This is a genomic window from Bacteroides sp. D1 (genome assembly GCF_000157095.2).
Lineage (GTDB): Bacteria > Bacteroidota > Bacteroidia > Bacteroidales > Bacteroidaceae > Bacteroides > Bacteroides xylanisolvens.
Map to the genome: position 1 here is coordinate 57,565 of NZ_JH114332.1, position 15,858 is coordinate 73,422.

The following is a 15,858-nucleotide window of genomic DNA, read 5'->3' on the forward strand; positions in this document are numbered from 1 at the left end:
ACGAACTTGCATATGGTATTAGAAAAAGACTGGGAGGCAGTACAGGCAGCTATTGATATCCCCTTTAATAACGGATTACTGGAGGGGACAGTGAATAAAATTAAAGCGGTAAAAAGGCAGATGTACAATAGGGCAGGAAGTAAACTACTGAGAGCCAAGATTCTTTATTCACAATAGAAGAAGTACCACCAAATTTGACGAAGAACCGTTTTTTCAACTTTATAGAGGAAGGATTACGCATCAAAATTAGGGTCACAACCGTAATCATAAACCCAATTCACCTCTGTGCCCTCCGTGTCCTCTGTGGTGAAAACAGTGCAAAAATGAACTATTCAATTAAATAACAAACCGAATAATATTTTTTTATTCTAAAGTGAATCTGCTAATGAGCTAACGTCTATACGATACAGTATAAGGTTGGTAGCTTGATAAAAGTTTTTTTTAAGCTAAAAAGTACAAATCTTTAAACTTTATTTCTTTACTTTGTTATTTATAGAGTGAGACTTATAGCGAACTTAAACTAGAAAGATTATGAAAGTAAAGCAGATTTGTATGATGGTGCTACTATGGTTGGGAGTGATTCCGGCGGTGCAGGCACAGACTTTCGACAAATTATGGAAAGAAGTGGAGCAAGCAGAGAAAAAGAGCTTGCCTAAAACAGTGATAAAACTGACTGATGAGATTTATCAGAAAGGGGAAAAAGAGAAAAACTCTCCGCAGATGCTCAAAGCATACGCGTGGCGGATGAAATACCGGGAAATGTTGAATCCGGATAGTCTTTATGCCGGTCTGAAAGGACTGGAACAGTGGGTGAAACAAACCGACCAACCAATGGACCGTGCTATTTTGCATTCTCTGATAGCCGGAATTTATGCAAATTATGCTGCCAACAACCAGTGGCAACTTCGCCAACGGACGGAAATCGTAGGCCAAACGCCTTCTGCGGATATACGCGAGTGGACCGCCAATATGTTTGTAGAAAAAGTGCGGACAAATGTGAAAGAAGCCTTGGCTGACTCTGTGTTACTGCTCGAAACTTCTTCACGCGACTATATCCCTTTCGTAGAACTGGGGAAAACGAGTGAATATTATCACCATGACCTCTATCATCTATTGGCTTCCCGTGGAATTGATGCTCTGTTGCAAGTGGAAAAACTAGGTAGCGGGTATACTGAAACGAACGCCGTAAATCCGGTGAAACAGGATATAATAGCTATTTACGGAAATATGCTTTCTGCTTATAAAGCAGCCGGATTGAAAGAAGGTTATGTGTTGACCGCACTTAACTATTTGGAATGGAGACGGGGAGCGGAACGGTATATCCGACCTCTTCAAGCGAAGGGAGAGGCTTTGGTATTGACGGATGACACTTACCTGAAAGCATTGAATACATTGAAAAGTAAATATGCTTCGGAACCGATATGTGCTGAAGTGTATCTGGCACAAGCCCGTTATGCAATTGAAAAGCAACAGCAGGTTAATGCATTGCAGCTTTGCGATGAGGCGATTCGTCTTTATCCGGGGTATGACAGAATCAATGCTCTAAAAAATCTTCGGGAAGAGATATTGGCTCCTTATTTGAATGTCTATGCAGCAGATCAGGCTTTCCCGAACGAAGAGATAGAACTAAGAGCCTCACATAAGAATCTGGATGGTTTTACCGTCCGGATTTATCAGGCGAAGAAACTGATAAAAGAACAACATTACTCTGTAATTCGTCCGGAAGATTACCGGACACAGGACACGGTGTTTACGTTCAAAGCTCCCGAACTTGGAGCTTACATAATGCGTATCATACCGGATATTCGTGCAAAGAGAGACAGTGAAAGCAAGTTTGACGTAACACGTTTCAAGGTGTTGACTTGTCGTCTGCCGGAAAAACAATATCAAGTGGTGACGTTGGACGGACAGACGGGACATCCTATTTCGAATGCGAAAGTTACGATGTATAGTAACGATGAAAAAGTTTTGCAAGAGTTTACGACGGACAAAGATGGTAAGGTGGTATTTCCCTGGAAATCTGAATACCGCTATTTGAGAGCCTCCAAGGGCACGGATACAGCGATGCCGAAGCAAGGTATCTATGCAGGAAGTTACGGATACTACGGTGACGAAGATAAAGTGGCGGAAAATATGACTTTATTGACTGACCGTTCTTTGTATCGTCCCGGACAAACGGTGTATGTGAAAGGGATTGCCTATTCTCAAAAATCAGATACGGCGGATGTGCTCCCGAACAAGGAATATATGGTGACTTTATTGGATGCGAATAATCAGGAAGTAGGGCAGAAGTCGGTACGCACCAATGAGTTCGGTTCGTTTGCCACTGATTTCGCGTTGCCTTCAGCTTGCCTGAACGGAATGTTCTCGTTGAAGGCAGGAAGAGGCCGTACAAGTATCCGTGTGGAAGATTATAAACGTCCGACATTTGACATCACTTTTGAAAAGCAACAGGGAAGTTACAAGTTGGGAGATGAAGTGCAGGTGAAAGGCAAGATAGAATCTTATAGCGGTGTATTGCTTCAGGATCTTCCGGTAAAATATAAAGTGATGCGTTCTACATACAGCCTTTGGCGGTTTGCGGAATCGGTACAGATTGCTTCCGGTGAAGTGACGGCCAATGAGAACGGAGAATTTACGATACCGGTCCGCCTGCAGGAAAGTGACTCTTATAAGAATGATGATAAAGTATATTATCGCTATTCCATTGAAGCTACTGTTACCAATGTGGCGGGTGAAACACAATCTTCTACGGATGTCATTTCGGCCGGAAATCGTTCGTTGGTTTTGCAGGTGGAATTGCATGATAAGACTTGTAAGGATAAACCATTCGACACGATGTTTAACGTGCAAAACCTGAATGGACAACCTGTGGAAGTGAAAGGAAATTATTACTTGTATCCTGCCAAAGACCAGGATTTCAAACAACTGGAAGAGAAATCGATTGCAACGGGAACTTTTACTTCTAACGAAGAAATAACGCTCGATTGGAAGGATCTTCCTTCGGGCCCTTATGTACTGAAAGCATCGGTGAAAGATAATCAGGGCAAGGAAGTGACTGCTGATACTAACACGATTCTTTTTTCCATTGAGGACAAACGTCCGCCTGTAGAAACGACAGTTTGGTTCTATGGAGAAAATATGGAATTTGATGCGACTCATCCGGCTGTATTCTGCTTCGGTACGTCGAAAAAGGATGCTTATGTGATGATGAATGTATTCTCCGGTGATAAACTGCTGGAAAGTAAGACGTTGAACTTGTCTGATACGATTGTTCGCTTCGAATATCCATATCAGGAGAGTTATGGTGACGGTGTGTTTGTGAATTTCTGTATGGTAAGAGATGGACAGGTTTATCAGGAACATGCCCGGCTGACCAGACGTGTACCGGATAAGACATTGACTATGAAGTGGGAAGTATTCCGCGATAAGTTGCGTCCCGGACAGAAGGAAGAATGGAAACTGACGATTAAAACGCCGCAAGGACAAGCCGCTAATGCGGAGATGCTGGCAACGATGTATGATGCTTCACTGGATAAGATATGGAACCGTCAGCAGAATTTCCAAATCTTCTATAGTCAGATTGTTCCGTATTCTAATTGGATGAGCGGATATTCAGGAAATAATTCATTTAATTATTGGTGGAATACGAAAAGTCTTAAAGTGCCGGGATTGGCGTATGATTATTTCGTGATGTCTTCCGGTGTAGGAAATGTATATGCATTGTCGGAGTCTTTGGCTGATGGAGTGGTGGTTAGAGGTCTGGCGGTTCAGAGAAAGGTGTCGATGACAGGAAGTGTTACAAGCCGGAGCAATGCGGTGGAAGTGAAATATGTACCGGCTTTAGTCTCCGATGCTTCTGAAGATGTGGAATTTGAGTCAGGATGGGGTCAAACGGGAACACTTGGTAAACTTGATGAAACGTCCGGAAACGAAACACTCCCTGAAGCTCCTGCCGACCTGCGTACAAATCTTGCAGAAACGGCCTTCTTCTATCCGCAACTTCGTACCAATGAACAGGGAGAAATCTCGTTCTCTTTCACGATGCCCGAAAGTCTGACGCGTTGGAACTTCCGTGGATATTCTCATACGAAAGGGATGCTGATGGGAACATTGGACGGTGAAGCTACCACGAGTAAGGAATTTATGCTGACTCCTAATCTTCCCCGCTTTGTACGTGTGGGAGATAAGACTTCTCTTACAGCTTCTATCTCTAATATGACTGGTAAGTCGCAAGCCGGAACAGTAACTCTGATTCTTTTCGATCCGATGACGGAGAAAGTAATCAGTACACAAAAACAGAAATTCAGCCTTGTTGCCGGAAAGACGATTGGCGTGAGCTTCCAGTTTACCGTCAGTGATAAATACGAAATATTGGGATGCCGGATGATAGCCGACAGCGGTACTTTCAGCGATGGAGAACAACAGTTGCTTCCGGTGCTTAGCAATAAAGAACATTTGGTAGAGACACTTCCAATGCCTGTACGTGGAGAAGAAACCCGTACTTTCTCACTCGACCGCCTGTTCAACCAACAAAGTAAAACGGCAACCGACCGTAAACTGACTGTCGAGTTTACAGGAAATCCGGCCTGGTATGCTATTCAGGCATTGCCTTCTTTGAGTCTTCCTACAAGCAATAATGCGATCTCCTGGGCTACGGCATATTATGCAAATACCTTGGCTTCGTTCATTATGAACAGTCAGCCGAAGATCAAAGCAGTGTTTGAAAGTTGGAAATTGCAGGGAGGTACGAAAGAAACCTTCTTGAGCAATCTGCAAAAGAATCAGGAAGTGAAGAATATTATTCTGTCCGAATCTCCCTGGGTGCTCGAAGCGCAAACGGAAGAGCAACAGAAAGAACGTATCGCCACTTTGTTTGATTTGAATAATATCCGTAGCAATAATATAGCGGCTTTGACCCGATTACAGGAGTTGCAGAACGCAAACGGTGCATGGTCTTGGTATAAAGGAATGACCGGCAGCCGATATATTACTACCTATATCGCCGAACTGAATGCCCGTCTGGCTATGTTGACAGGTGAGAAATTAACAGGTCCAGCTCTCTCCTTGCAACAAAATGCTTTCACTTACCTTCATCAATCAGCTTTAGACGAATATAAGGAAATCTTGAAAGCACAGAAAGAAGGAGTGAAATTTACCGGTGTTTCGGGTAGTATTCTGCAATATTTGTATCTCATCGCTATTTCCGGAGAGCAGGTGCCTGCTGCCAATAAAGCTGCTTATACCTATTATCTTTCTAAAGTAGGAGAACTGCTTACTTCTCCTTCGATGGATACGAAAGCGATTGCCGCTATTGTACTGGATAAAGCCGGACGCAAGAAAGAAGCACAGGAATTTGTCGCTTCTCTGAAAGAATTCCTGACCAAGACGGATGAACAGGGAATGTTCTTTGCTTTCAACGAGAATCCGTATACATGGGGCGGAATGCAGATGCAGGCTCACGTAGATGTGATGGAAGCATTGGAGGCGATAGGCGGTAACAGCGATACCGTGGAAGAAATGAAACTTTGGCTGTTGAAGCAAAAGCAAACACAACAATGGAACTCTCCGGTAGCTACTGCCGACGCGGTATTTGCATTGCTGATGAAAGGTGTTAACTTGCTCGACAATCAGGGAGATGTACGGATTGTAATTGCTAATGAAGTGCTGGAAACGGTTGCTCCGAGTAAAACAACTGTTCCCGGATTGGGATATATCAAACGTTCTTTCACACAGAAGAGCGTGGTGGATGCCCGTAAGATTGAAGTGGAAAAGAGAAATCCGGGTATCGCCTGGGGAGCTGTATATGCAGAATTTGAATCCCCCATCAGTGATGTGAAACAACAGGGTGGTGAGTTGAATGTAGAGAAACAATTGTATGTGGAACGTATGGTAAATAATGTCCCTCAATTGCAGCCTATAACAGCGAAAACTGTTCTTCAGGTAGGTGATAAAGTCGTTTCCCGTTTGAGCATCCGTGTAGACCGTCCGATGGACTTTGTGCAGTTGAAAGATCAGCGGGGAGCTTGCTTCGAACCGATCGGCAGCATTTCCGGCTATCGTTGGAACAACGGACTGGGCTATTACGTAGACATCAAAGATGCATCGACCAATTTCTTCTTCGATCATTTAGGAAAAGGAGTATATGTATTGGAATATAGTTACCGTGTCAGCCGTGCAGGAACTTACGAAACAGGTCTGGCAACCATGCAATGTGCATACGCACCAGAATATGCTTCACATTCTGCTTCGATGACGGTAGCTGTTAAAGAGTAACGCAGGACATTTGTAAGAGAAATATTCGGGCACGGATTATGCCGATTTTACGGTTCATTAGATAAACTGAAACCGTAAAATAGGCGTAATCCGTGCCTGAATCTATTTGATACCTCTTGATGGGGAGAATTATCCTCTTTCGTCAATCTGTGTTAATCTGTGTAATCTGTGGTGAAAAACTCATCTAAAACCCCTACATTTGTGCACCAAAATAAAAAATATCGCATGAAACGTAGTTTACTATCTATATTATCTTTACTTACTGTCGCTTTGGCAGCCGTTGCCCAACCTCGTATCTCTTCAAATAAAGAGACACATAACTTCGGACAAATTGAGTGGAAACGTCCGGTGACAGTGGAATATACCATCACTAACACGGGAAACCAGCCATTGGTACTGACCAACGTCACAACCTCTTGTGCCTGTGCCGTGGCCGACTGGACCAAAGAACCGATTGCCCCGGGAGGAAAAGGAGTAGTAAAAGCTTCTTTTGACGCAAAAGCGTTAGGACATTTTGAAAAGTCGATAGGAATATATAGCAATGCCAGTCCGAGCTTGGTCTATCTGAAGTTTACCGGTGAAGTAGTGCAGGAAATAAAAGATTATACAAAGCTACTTCCTTATACAATTGGAAATATTCGTTTAGATCGTGATGAGTTTGCTTTCCCCGATGTCTATCGCGGACAGCAGCCTTCATTGACCTTTGATATCGCCAATCTTTCGGATCGTCCTTACGAACCGGTATTGATGCATCTGCCTCCTTATCTGAAAATGGAAGCGGAACCCAAAGTCTTGTTGAAAGGCAAGAAGGGAACTATCAAACTGACGCTGGATGCGAGCCAGCTAAAAGATTACGGATTGACACAGACTTCTGTCTACCTTTCCCGTTTCTCCGGTGATAAGGTGAGCGAAGATAATGAAATACCGGTTTCGGCCATTCTTCTTCCCGACTTCTCTCGTATGACGGAAAAAGATTCTTTGAACGCTCCTGCCATGCACATTTCGGAAACGGATATTGATCTTAGTATCCCGTTGATAAAGAAGAATAAGGTAAGCCATGATATATTGATAGCCAATTCCGGAAAGACTCCGTTAGTCATCAGTAAGTTGCAGGTATTCAATTCGTCGGTAGGAGTGAGCCTGAAGAAGACGGTCCTTCCTCCGGATGGAATGACGAAGCTCAAAGTAACTATTCGTAAGCGTGACGTAGGTAATAAGAAGCATCATTTACGTATCCTGATGATAACAAATGATCCGTTACGCCCGAAAGTTGAAATCAATATCAAACGCTAAATCCTATGATTATGGAACATCCTGAAAATAGTGAAGAATATAAGGGGCTTGTTGTCAATAAAGGCATTGAGCAACCCTCATCTGTGAATCCCTACTTAAAGCGGAAACCTAAGAAACGCCAACTTTCAGTAGCAGAGTTTGTAGAAGGTATCGTAAAAGGTGATGTCACCATATTGAGTCAGGCTGTGACATTGGTTGAAAGCGTAAAGCCTGAACATCAGGCTGTCTCACAGGAAATCATAGAGAAGTGTCTGCCATTTTCCGGTAATTCGATCCGGATTGGTATCAGCGGCGTTCCCGGTGCGGGAAAGAGTACCTCCATAGATGTATTCGGTCTGCACGTGCTCGAAAAGGGGGGCAAACTGGCGGTATTGGCCATCGACCCTAGTAGTGAGCGTAGTAAAGGCAGTATCTTAGGGGATAAAACGCGTATGGAGCAGCTTTCCGTGCATCCTAAATCGTTTATCCGCCCTAGTCCGTCAGCCGGTTCTTTGGGAGGAGTGGCACGCAAAACACGTGAGACGATTATTCTTTGTGAAGCTGCCGGATTCGATAAGATTTTTGTGGAGACCGTAGGAGTGGGACAGAGCGAAACGGCTGTTCACTCGATGGTTGATTTCTTCCTGTTGATTCAGTTGTCCGGTACGGGCGATGAACTGCAAGGGATTAAGCGTGGTATTATGGAGATGGCGGATGGTATCGTTATCAATAAGGCCGATGGAGATAATCTGGAACGTGCCAAGTTGGCTGCCACTCAATTCCGTAATGCATTGCATCTGTTTCCTGCGCCTGAATCCGGATGGATTCCCAAAGTATTGACTTACTCCGGTTTTTATAACCTGGGAGTGAAGGAGGTCTGGGATATGATTTACGAATACATTGACTTCGTGAAAGAAAACGGCTATTTTGAATATCGCCGCAACGAGCAAAGTAAATATTGGATGTATGAAAGCATCAATGAACAACTTCGTGACAGCTTTTATCATAATCCGAAGATTGAAACAATGCTCTTAGAAAAAGAACAGCAGGTATTGAAAGGCAACCTGACTTCGTTTATAGCTGCAAGAAGCTTGCTCGATACTTATTTTGAGGATTTGAAATAAGACTTTAAATGATAATAAGATTCTGATTCTTAAAGAATACATTTAGCATAAGCGGGTAGGAAACGTCAGTCTTTCTACCCGCTTGTACTATTAATGAGGCTTTTCTGCTTTTTCAAGATCAGCTCTTGATTTACTTTGAGTCACAATATATACTCCCAGGAATACGAGCGCGATAGCGATTCCTTTCTCCCAGCCGAAACTTCCGATACCCATCGCGATTGCCGCAATCGTAGCCACGATCGGTTGCATATAATTGTACATACTGACTACCGTAGGACGGAGCAGCCTCTGTGCAGTCATAATGCAGAGATACGCGAGGAAGCTACCTCCTAATACGACATAAAGTACCTGTAGAATGGCGACAGTGGAAACAGAAGTCCATTGAATCGTAGAAATATCATAATAGGAGAACGGAATGTAACACATTGAAGCATATATGAACATCCATTTATTAATCGTTACTGCCGAATATCGTTGAGACAATCCTTTGAATACAGTCAGGTATATGGAAAAACTGATTTGTGCAACGAGACAAAGCAAGTCGCCAATCAGGCTTCCATTTCCGTTGCTTCCTGCCTGGCTACTCATAATGAGAATGAGCGCTCCCATAGCACCTATAAAAATTCCCAGTACTTTCTTATTGGTAATAGGTTCTTTCAAGTAAATGGCCGCTACAACCATTGTTACAATCGGTAGAGTGGTAGTTACGATAGAAGCATCAATAGGAGAAGTCATAGAAAGTCCGAAGATAAACACTCCTTGATTGAATACTAGCGCAAACAGTGAAGCAAAGAAGATTTTCAGCATATCTTGATGATTCACATGTTCCTGTTTGCAAAACATGGAAAGGATCCAGAAAGCGGCTGCTGCCCCCACCATGCGGAATGTAGTGACAGAAATTGGAGAAAACTCTTGAAGAGCCGACTTACCGATGGGAGACATTAATCCCCACATAACGTTTGCTGTAAGCGCAAACAAATGACCATACAGGTTCTTACTTTTGTCCATGTTGATACTATTTATTTTACCATATCTCTGATATCATTAACAATCAAATAGAGAAAACGGTTGCAAAGGTAGTCTTTTATCGTATGATTTGTTTATATTTGCCTTGATTAAACTTGAATATTATGGAACAACAAGCCAATTATATCCGTCGTATCGAGATACACGGACTATGGGAACGCTTTAATATAGGATGGGATTTGCGTCCCGATGTGAACATCCTCTCCGGCATCAACGGAGTGGGGAAGACTACCATTCTGAACCGTTCGGTGGGATACCTCGAAGAACTTTCCGGTGAAATGAAAAGTGACGAGAAGAACGGAGTGCGTCTCTTTTTCGACAATCCCCAGGCAACCTATATTCCTTATGACGTCATCCGAAGCTACGACCGTCCCCTGATTATGGGTGACTTCACAGCCCGCATGGCCGACAAGAATGTAAAGTCTGAACTGGACTGGCAACTCTATCTCTTGCAACGCCGTTACCTCGATTATCAGGTCAACATTGGTAATAAGATGATTGAAATGCTTTCCAGCACTGATGAAGAAGAGCGTCGTAAAGCAGCTACATTATCTGTAGCCAAACGTCGTTTTCAGGATATGATTGACGAACTGTTCAGCTATACACGCAAAAAGATAGACCGGAAACGGAACGATATCGCTTTCTATCAGGATGGCGAACTATTATTCCCTTATAAACTGTCGTCCGGTGAAAAGCAAATGCTGGTTATCCTGCTGACCGTACTCGTGCAGGACAACAGCCATTGTGTATTGTTTATGGATGAGCCGGAAGCCTCCCTTCATATAGAATGGCAGCAGAAACTGATTGCTATGATACGTGAACTGAATCCGAATGTGCAGATTATCCTGACTACCCATTCGCCTGCCGTCATTATGGAAGGCTGGCTGGATGCCGTGACAGAAGTAAGTGATATATCTACCACCGTAGGGCACAAGCTCGACAAGGATTCTCCCAACTGTAATTTGTAATTCGTAACCTGTAATTGAACAAATGGCAACTTCACTACGAGATAATCTGACTTCTTCTTATTTCAATGCCGCCCATAAGCTTTATCCGAAGAAAGCCCGCCGACGTATCATCGCTTACGTAGAAAGCTATGACGACATCGCTTTCTGGCGCACATTGCTTGAAGAGTTTGAAGACGACGAACACTATTTCCAAGTGATGCTTCCTTCGGCCACCTCCCTGGCAAAAGGAAAAAAGATGGTACTCATGAACACGCTGAATACAGCCGAATTGGGGAGAAGTCTGATTGCCTGTGTGGACAGTGACTATGATTTCCTGTTGCAGGGAGCTACCAATACTTCCCGTAAAATCAATCGGAACAGGTATATTTTTCAGACTTATACCTATGCTATTGAAAACTATCATTGTTTTGCCGAAAGCCTTCACGAAGTATGTGTGCAGGCTACGTTGAATGACCGTTCCATTTTAGATTTCAACTTCTACCTGAAGAAGTACTCTGAAATAGTATATCCGCTTTTCCTCTGGAACGTATGGTTCTATCGCCAACGGGATACTTACACTTTCCCCATGTACGATTTCCATACTTATACTTCTTTGCGCGAGATTAATCTCCGGCATCCGGAAAAGAGCTTGGAATCCCTTCAACAACGGGTTAATCAGAAGTTGGCAGAGTTGAAAAGGAAATTCCCCCATAACATTAATCAGGTGAATGGATTGCGGACTGAATTTAAAGAGCTGGGCTTGGTGCCGGAAACTACTTACTTGTATATGCAGGGACACCATGTGATGGATAATGTGGTAATGAAACTACTGATTCCGGTCTGCACCGTATTGCGCCGTGAACGGGAACAGGAAATCAAGCGGTTGGCCGAACACAATGAACAGTTCAGAAACGAACTGACTTGTTATCAGAACAGCCAGGTGAACGTAGAAATCATGCTCAAGAAGAATGTAGCCTACAAAAGACTCTTCCATTATGATTGGCTACGGCAGGATATCAGTGAATATTTGGAAGAAGGAAAGAATAAAGAAGAAAAGAAACAGAGATCATAAATAAAAGAAAAACTAAAAAAGAGAGAGACGATTGCTTATGAAAGAAGTAAAAGAAGTGGTTGATACAGTGAGTGTGGCATTAGCAAACGGGCAACCGGAAGAAGCAGGTAATGTAGTGATGCAAGAGGTGAATCATGCTTTGCTCTCGATGGGAGTGGATGAAGCTATGGCTGATAAGATTGATAACTTTATCATTTTATTGTTTATTATTGGAATAGCATTATTGGCTAATCTGATTTGCCGCAAGATTATTCTGCGTACCGTGGCTAAATTGGTGAGACAGACAAAAGCTACTTGGGATGATATTGTATTTAATGATAAAGTAATGGTGAACATCAGCAGGATGGTGGCGCCTATATTGATTTATATATCTATTCCTATTGCCTTCCCCGAACATGCAGACTCTGCTTTGCTTGATTTTCTTCGAAGACTTTGCATGATTTATATCCTTGCAGTCTTTCTTCGCTTCGTCAGTGCTTTGTTTACGGCTGTGTATCTGGTATATAGCGCGCGTGAACAATATAAAGACAAACCTTTGAAGGGGCTTTTGCAGACAGCGCAAGTCATTCTCTTCTTTATAGGAGCTATCATCATTATCAGTATTTTGATAAAGCAAAGTCCGGTGGTGTTGCTGACCGGATTGGGAGCTTCCGCTGCGGTTCTGATGTTGGTTTTCAAGGACAGTATCATGGGATTTGTCTCCGGCATCCAGCTTTCCGCCAATAATATGCTGAAGGTGGGCGATTGGATCACGATGCCGAAATACGGTGCGGACGGTACGGTGATAGAAGTAACATTGAATACCGTAAAAATACGTAACTTCGATAATACCATCACCACCATTCCTCCTTATCTATTGATTAGTGATTCTTTCCAAAACTGGCAGGGAATGCAGGAATCCGGCGGACGTCGTGTGAAACGTTCCATCAATATAGACATGACCAGTGTGCATTTCTGTACACCGGAGATGTTGGCAAAATACCGGAAGATACAACTGTTGAAAGACTATGTGGATGAAACGGAAAAGGTAGTGGAAGAATATAATAAGGAACATCATATCGACAACTCTGTGTTAGTGAATGGACGCCGGCAAACAAACCTGGGAGTTTTCCGTGCCTATCTGACTAACTATCTGAAGAATCTGCCTACTGTCAACCAAGACCTGACCTGCATGGTACGTCAGCTTCAGCCTACCGAAACCGGTATCCCGTTGGAACTTTATTTCTTTTCTGCCAATAAAGTATGGGTTGCCTACGAAGGCATACAGGCAGATGTTTTCGATCATGTGCTTGCCATTATTCCCGAATTCGACTTGCGTGTCTTCCAAAACCCGTCGGGGGCAGACCTGCATCAGATAGGGGTAAAGATAGAAAACTAATCAAACGATAAAACGCTTATAAATTGTAATTACTATGACTACACCGTTATCCAACCAGATTATCCGTGAAATCACTCCTTTGTCAGATAAGGATTGCTTTTACATTGCGGAACGTTATAAAACGGAATTCACTTATCCTATACACAACCACTCCGAGTTTGAATTGAACTTCACCGAAAAGGCTGCCGGAGTAAGGCGGATTGTGGGAGACTCTTCCGAAGTGATAGGTGATTATGATTTGGTGTTGATAACAGGAAAAGATTTGGAGCACGTCTGGGAACAGAACGACTGCCATTCGAAAGAGATACGGGAGATTACGATTCAGTTTTCTTCCGATCTTTTCTTCAAGAGCTTTATCAATAAGAATCAGTTCGACTCTATCCGCCGGATGCTGGATAAAGCACAAAAAGGGCTTTGTTTCCCGATGTCTGCCATACTCAAAATATATCCGTTGCTGGATACGCTTGCTTCCGAAAAACAGGGATTTTATGCGGTCATTAAGTTTATGACGATCCTGTATGAACTTTCTCTCTTTGAAGAAGAAGCGCGTACCTTGTCCAGTTCGTCTTTTGCCAAGATAGATATTCATTCGGACAGCCGGCGTGTGCAGAAAGTGCAGGAGTACATCAATACACATTATCAGGAAGAAATACGCCTGGGGCAGTTGGCCGATATGGTGGGGATGACGGATGTGTCATTCAGCCGCTTCTTCAAACTGCGTACAGGCAAGAATCTTTCCGATTATATCATTGATATTCGGCTGGGCTTTGCTTCCCGGTTGCTGGTAGATTCTACGATGTCTATCGCCGAGATTTGTTATGAGTGCGGTTTTAATAACCTTTCCAATTTCAACCGGATCTTCAAGAAGAAAAAGAGTTGTTCGCCTAAAGAGTTTCGTGAGAACTACCGGAAGAAAAAGAAACTGATTTAGCCTATTCTCTTTTATGAACTCGGTGATTAACTCCCGAGTTCTATCTTCCACTCACCAATCGTTCGTGTGGCGCTGTCAAAGTTTACACCTACTTTAACTATTTTCCTGTGATCCGCCTGATACGGAATAGCATACCCCTTGCTGTTAATCTGCGCTAATGCTTCTTCGGGTGTACCATTTACTTTAAATTCAAAAACATAGATGGTATCTTGAAGTTTCACAACCGCGTCTGCTCTTCCGATGGCTGTATCCACTTCCACATCTATATACTGTCCCATCAGCCGGAAAAACAGATAAAAGATAGTTTGGTAATGTTTCTCCTCCTTGTTGTTCAGTTTATTCGGGATAGATGCAAAGAAAGACTTCAGTCTTTCCAGACACTCCTCTAAATGACCGATACGCAAGTCTTTAATAAAGGACACTACATAAAATGTATTCTCTCGTGCAGGCAGATGCACATAAGCGGGCATCAGCGATTCGATAAATCCTTTTCTTACTTCCTTGTTGGGATAAGCCAGTGTATACAGTTGGAAATCCGGATCATATCCCTTAATTGTGAGATAACCGCTTTGGTAGAGCACCGGAAGAGGATCGGTGATTCTATTGCTGGGCGCATCAAACTGTTCGGCGGTGGCGGTCGTGTTATCCAGTTCCCGGATATCAAAATCGCTTTCTTGCAGAATATCTATCAGGAAAGTGGGAGTACCGGTCGAAAACCAAAAATTCTCATAACTCTTTTGCGCAAATGCATTGAATAAACTAAATGGGTTATAAATGTCTACACAATTCTTACTGAAATGATAACCGTCATATTGTTGTTTCAAATGTACACAGGCTTCCTCGTATGTTTCCTTGTTGGCTTGGGCCATTTGTTCAATATCAATTTGCAATTGCGTGCGCAACTCTTGTTCGGTGATGCCGCAGATGGCACTGTAATCATCCCTCATGCTGATATTCTGCAAGTTATTCAACTCGCTGAAGATACTCATTTGGCTGAATTTGCTGATACCTGTCAATAATAAGAAGCGAAGATACTGTCCCTGGGCTTTCAGTGGACTAAAGAAATCCCGCATGATATTACGTATTTCCTTTTGAACTTCATCATTATGATTGCTGTCCAGCATTGGTGAGTCATACTCATCTATTAATACCACCACCTGTTTACCCGTCTGTTTGTAAGCACGACGAATAATTCCTTCAAAACGTAAACTGAAAGTCGTTTCTCCTTCTTCCCGTTGATAAATTTTCTCCCATAAAAGCAATTGGCGGTTAATAACGGCTGACAGCATATCAGCGGTTATATATTTACTCACACTAAAATCAAAGTGTAGTACCGGGTAGACCGTCCAATCCTTTTCCAGAGTCTCCATAGCCAAGCCTTGAAACAGTTCTTTTTTTCCCAGGAAATAAGCTTCTAGTGTAGAAACCAGCAAACTTTTCCCAAAGCGTCGGGGACGACTTAGAAAATAGACTTTATTTGTATGAGTCAAACGATAAATCAATTCTGTTTTATCAACATAGACACAATCATTATTGCGTAAATCTTCAAAGTTCTGTATTCCTATCGGATATCTTCTGAAATTCTCTTCCATGACGCATATCTGTTTTTAGCGTGAAACATTCACAAAGATAATGATATTTAGTTTCAAGTCAATTATGCCTGTTCTTTTTTTAAGAAAGTCCAACGTTGGATATATACTTAGTGGGAAAGGAGCTATCGGTGTTTCTTTGCGTAATGCATTGAAAAGCGGTGAAACATATCTTTGACGACAAGCGGGTGGAAATACACTATCAGCCAAAATTTTCACCTTCTCACAACTGTCAGCCGATTA

Annotated in this window: 9 protein-coding genes; 7 read left to right on the top strand and 2 right to left on the bottom strand. The window is 42.8% G+C overall.

All coding sequences use genetic code 11. The features are described from left to right. Positions 1–531 precede the first annotated feature (531 nt). From BSAG_RS18140 to meaB, 3 genes are all read left to right on the top strand, one after another. Positions 532–6,276: an alpha-2-macroglobulin family protein gene (locus BSAG_RS18140; RefSeq protein WP_004315634.1), complete on the top strand. Its 5,745-nt coding sequence runs from the start codon at positions 532–534 to the stop codon at positions 6,274–6,276. Positions 6,277–6,501: 225 nt separating this feature from the next. Beyond that, positions 6,502–7,569, top strand: coding sequence for a DUF1573 domain-containing protein (locus BSAG_RS18135; protein ID WP_004301426.1), 1,068 nt, complete (start codon positions 6,502–6,504; stop codon positions 7,567–7,569). An 11-nt stretch (positions 7,570–7,580) separates the two neighbouring features. Beyond that, the gene (gene meaB, locus BSAG_RS18130) at positions 7,581–8,672 is read left to right on the top strand and encodes a methylmalonyl Co-A mutase-associated GTPase MeaB (RefSeq protein WP_004305376.1); all 1,092 of its coding nucleotides are present in this window, start codon (positions 7,581–7,583) and stop codon (positions 8,670–8,672) included. 90 nt (positions 8,673–8,762) lie between these two features. On the opposite strand, the gene BSAG_RS18125 is transcribed toward meaB, so the two are convergent. Then, the gene (locus BSAG_RS18125; protein ID WP_004315635.1) at positions 8,763–9,680 is read right to left on the bottom strand and encodes a DMT family transporter; all 918 of its coding nucleotides are present in this window, start codon (positions 9,678–9,680) and stop codon (positions 8,763–8,765) included. A gap of 122 nt (positions 9,681–9,802) precedes the next feature. Between BSAG_RS18125 and BSAG_RS18120 the strand changes: the two genes are divergently transcribed. Genes BSAG_RS18120 through BSAG_RS18105 form a run of 4 tightly spaced genes read left to right on the top strand, consistent with a single transcriptional unit; the run spans position 9,803 to position 14,026 of the window. Further along, on the top strand, positions 9,803–10,666 hold the full coding sequence (locus BSAG_RS18120; protein ID WP_004315636.1) for an AAA family ATPase: 864 nt from the start codon (positions 9,803–9,805) through the stop codon (positions 10,664–10,666). 22 nt (positions 10,667–10,688) lie between these two features. Continuing rightward, entirely contained in the window at positions 10,689–11,717 is a 1,029-nt protein-coding gene (locus BSAG_RS18115) for a DUF4435 domain-containing protein (protein WP_004315637.1), read from the top strand. Between the two features lie 37 nt (positions 11,718–11,754). Then, positions 11,755–13,095, top strand: a complete 1,341-nt coding sequence (locus tag BSAG_RS18110) for a mechanosensitive ion channel family protein (protein WP_004315638.1) — start codon at positions 11,755–11,757, stop codon at positions 13,093–13,095. Positions 13,096–13,129: 34 nt separating this feature from the next. Further along, positions 13,130–14,026: an AraC family transcriptional regulator gene (locus tag BSAG_RS18105; protein WP_004315639.1), complete on the top strand. Its 897-nt coding sequence runs from the start codon at positions 13,130–13,132 to the stop codon at positions 14,024–14,026. A 26-nt stretch (positions 14,027–14,052) separates the two neighbouring features. On the opposite strand, the gene BSAG_RS18100 is transcribed toward BSAG_RS18105, so the two are convergent. Continuing rightward, the gene (locus BSAG_RS18100) at positions 14,053–15,618 is read right to left on the bottom strand and encodes an ATP-binding protein (protein WP_004315640.1); all 1,566 of its coding nucleotides are present in this window, start codon (positions 15,616–15,618) and stop codon (positions 14,053–14,055) included. Positions 15,619–15,858: the final 240 nt, after the last annotated feature.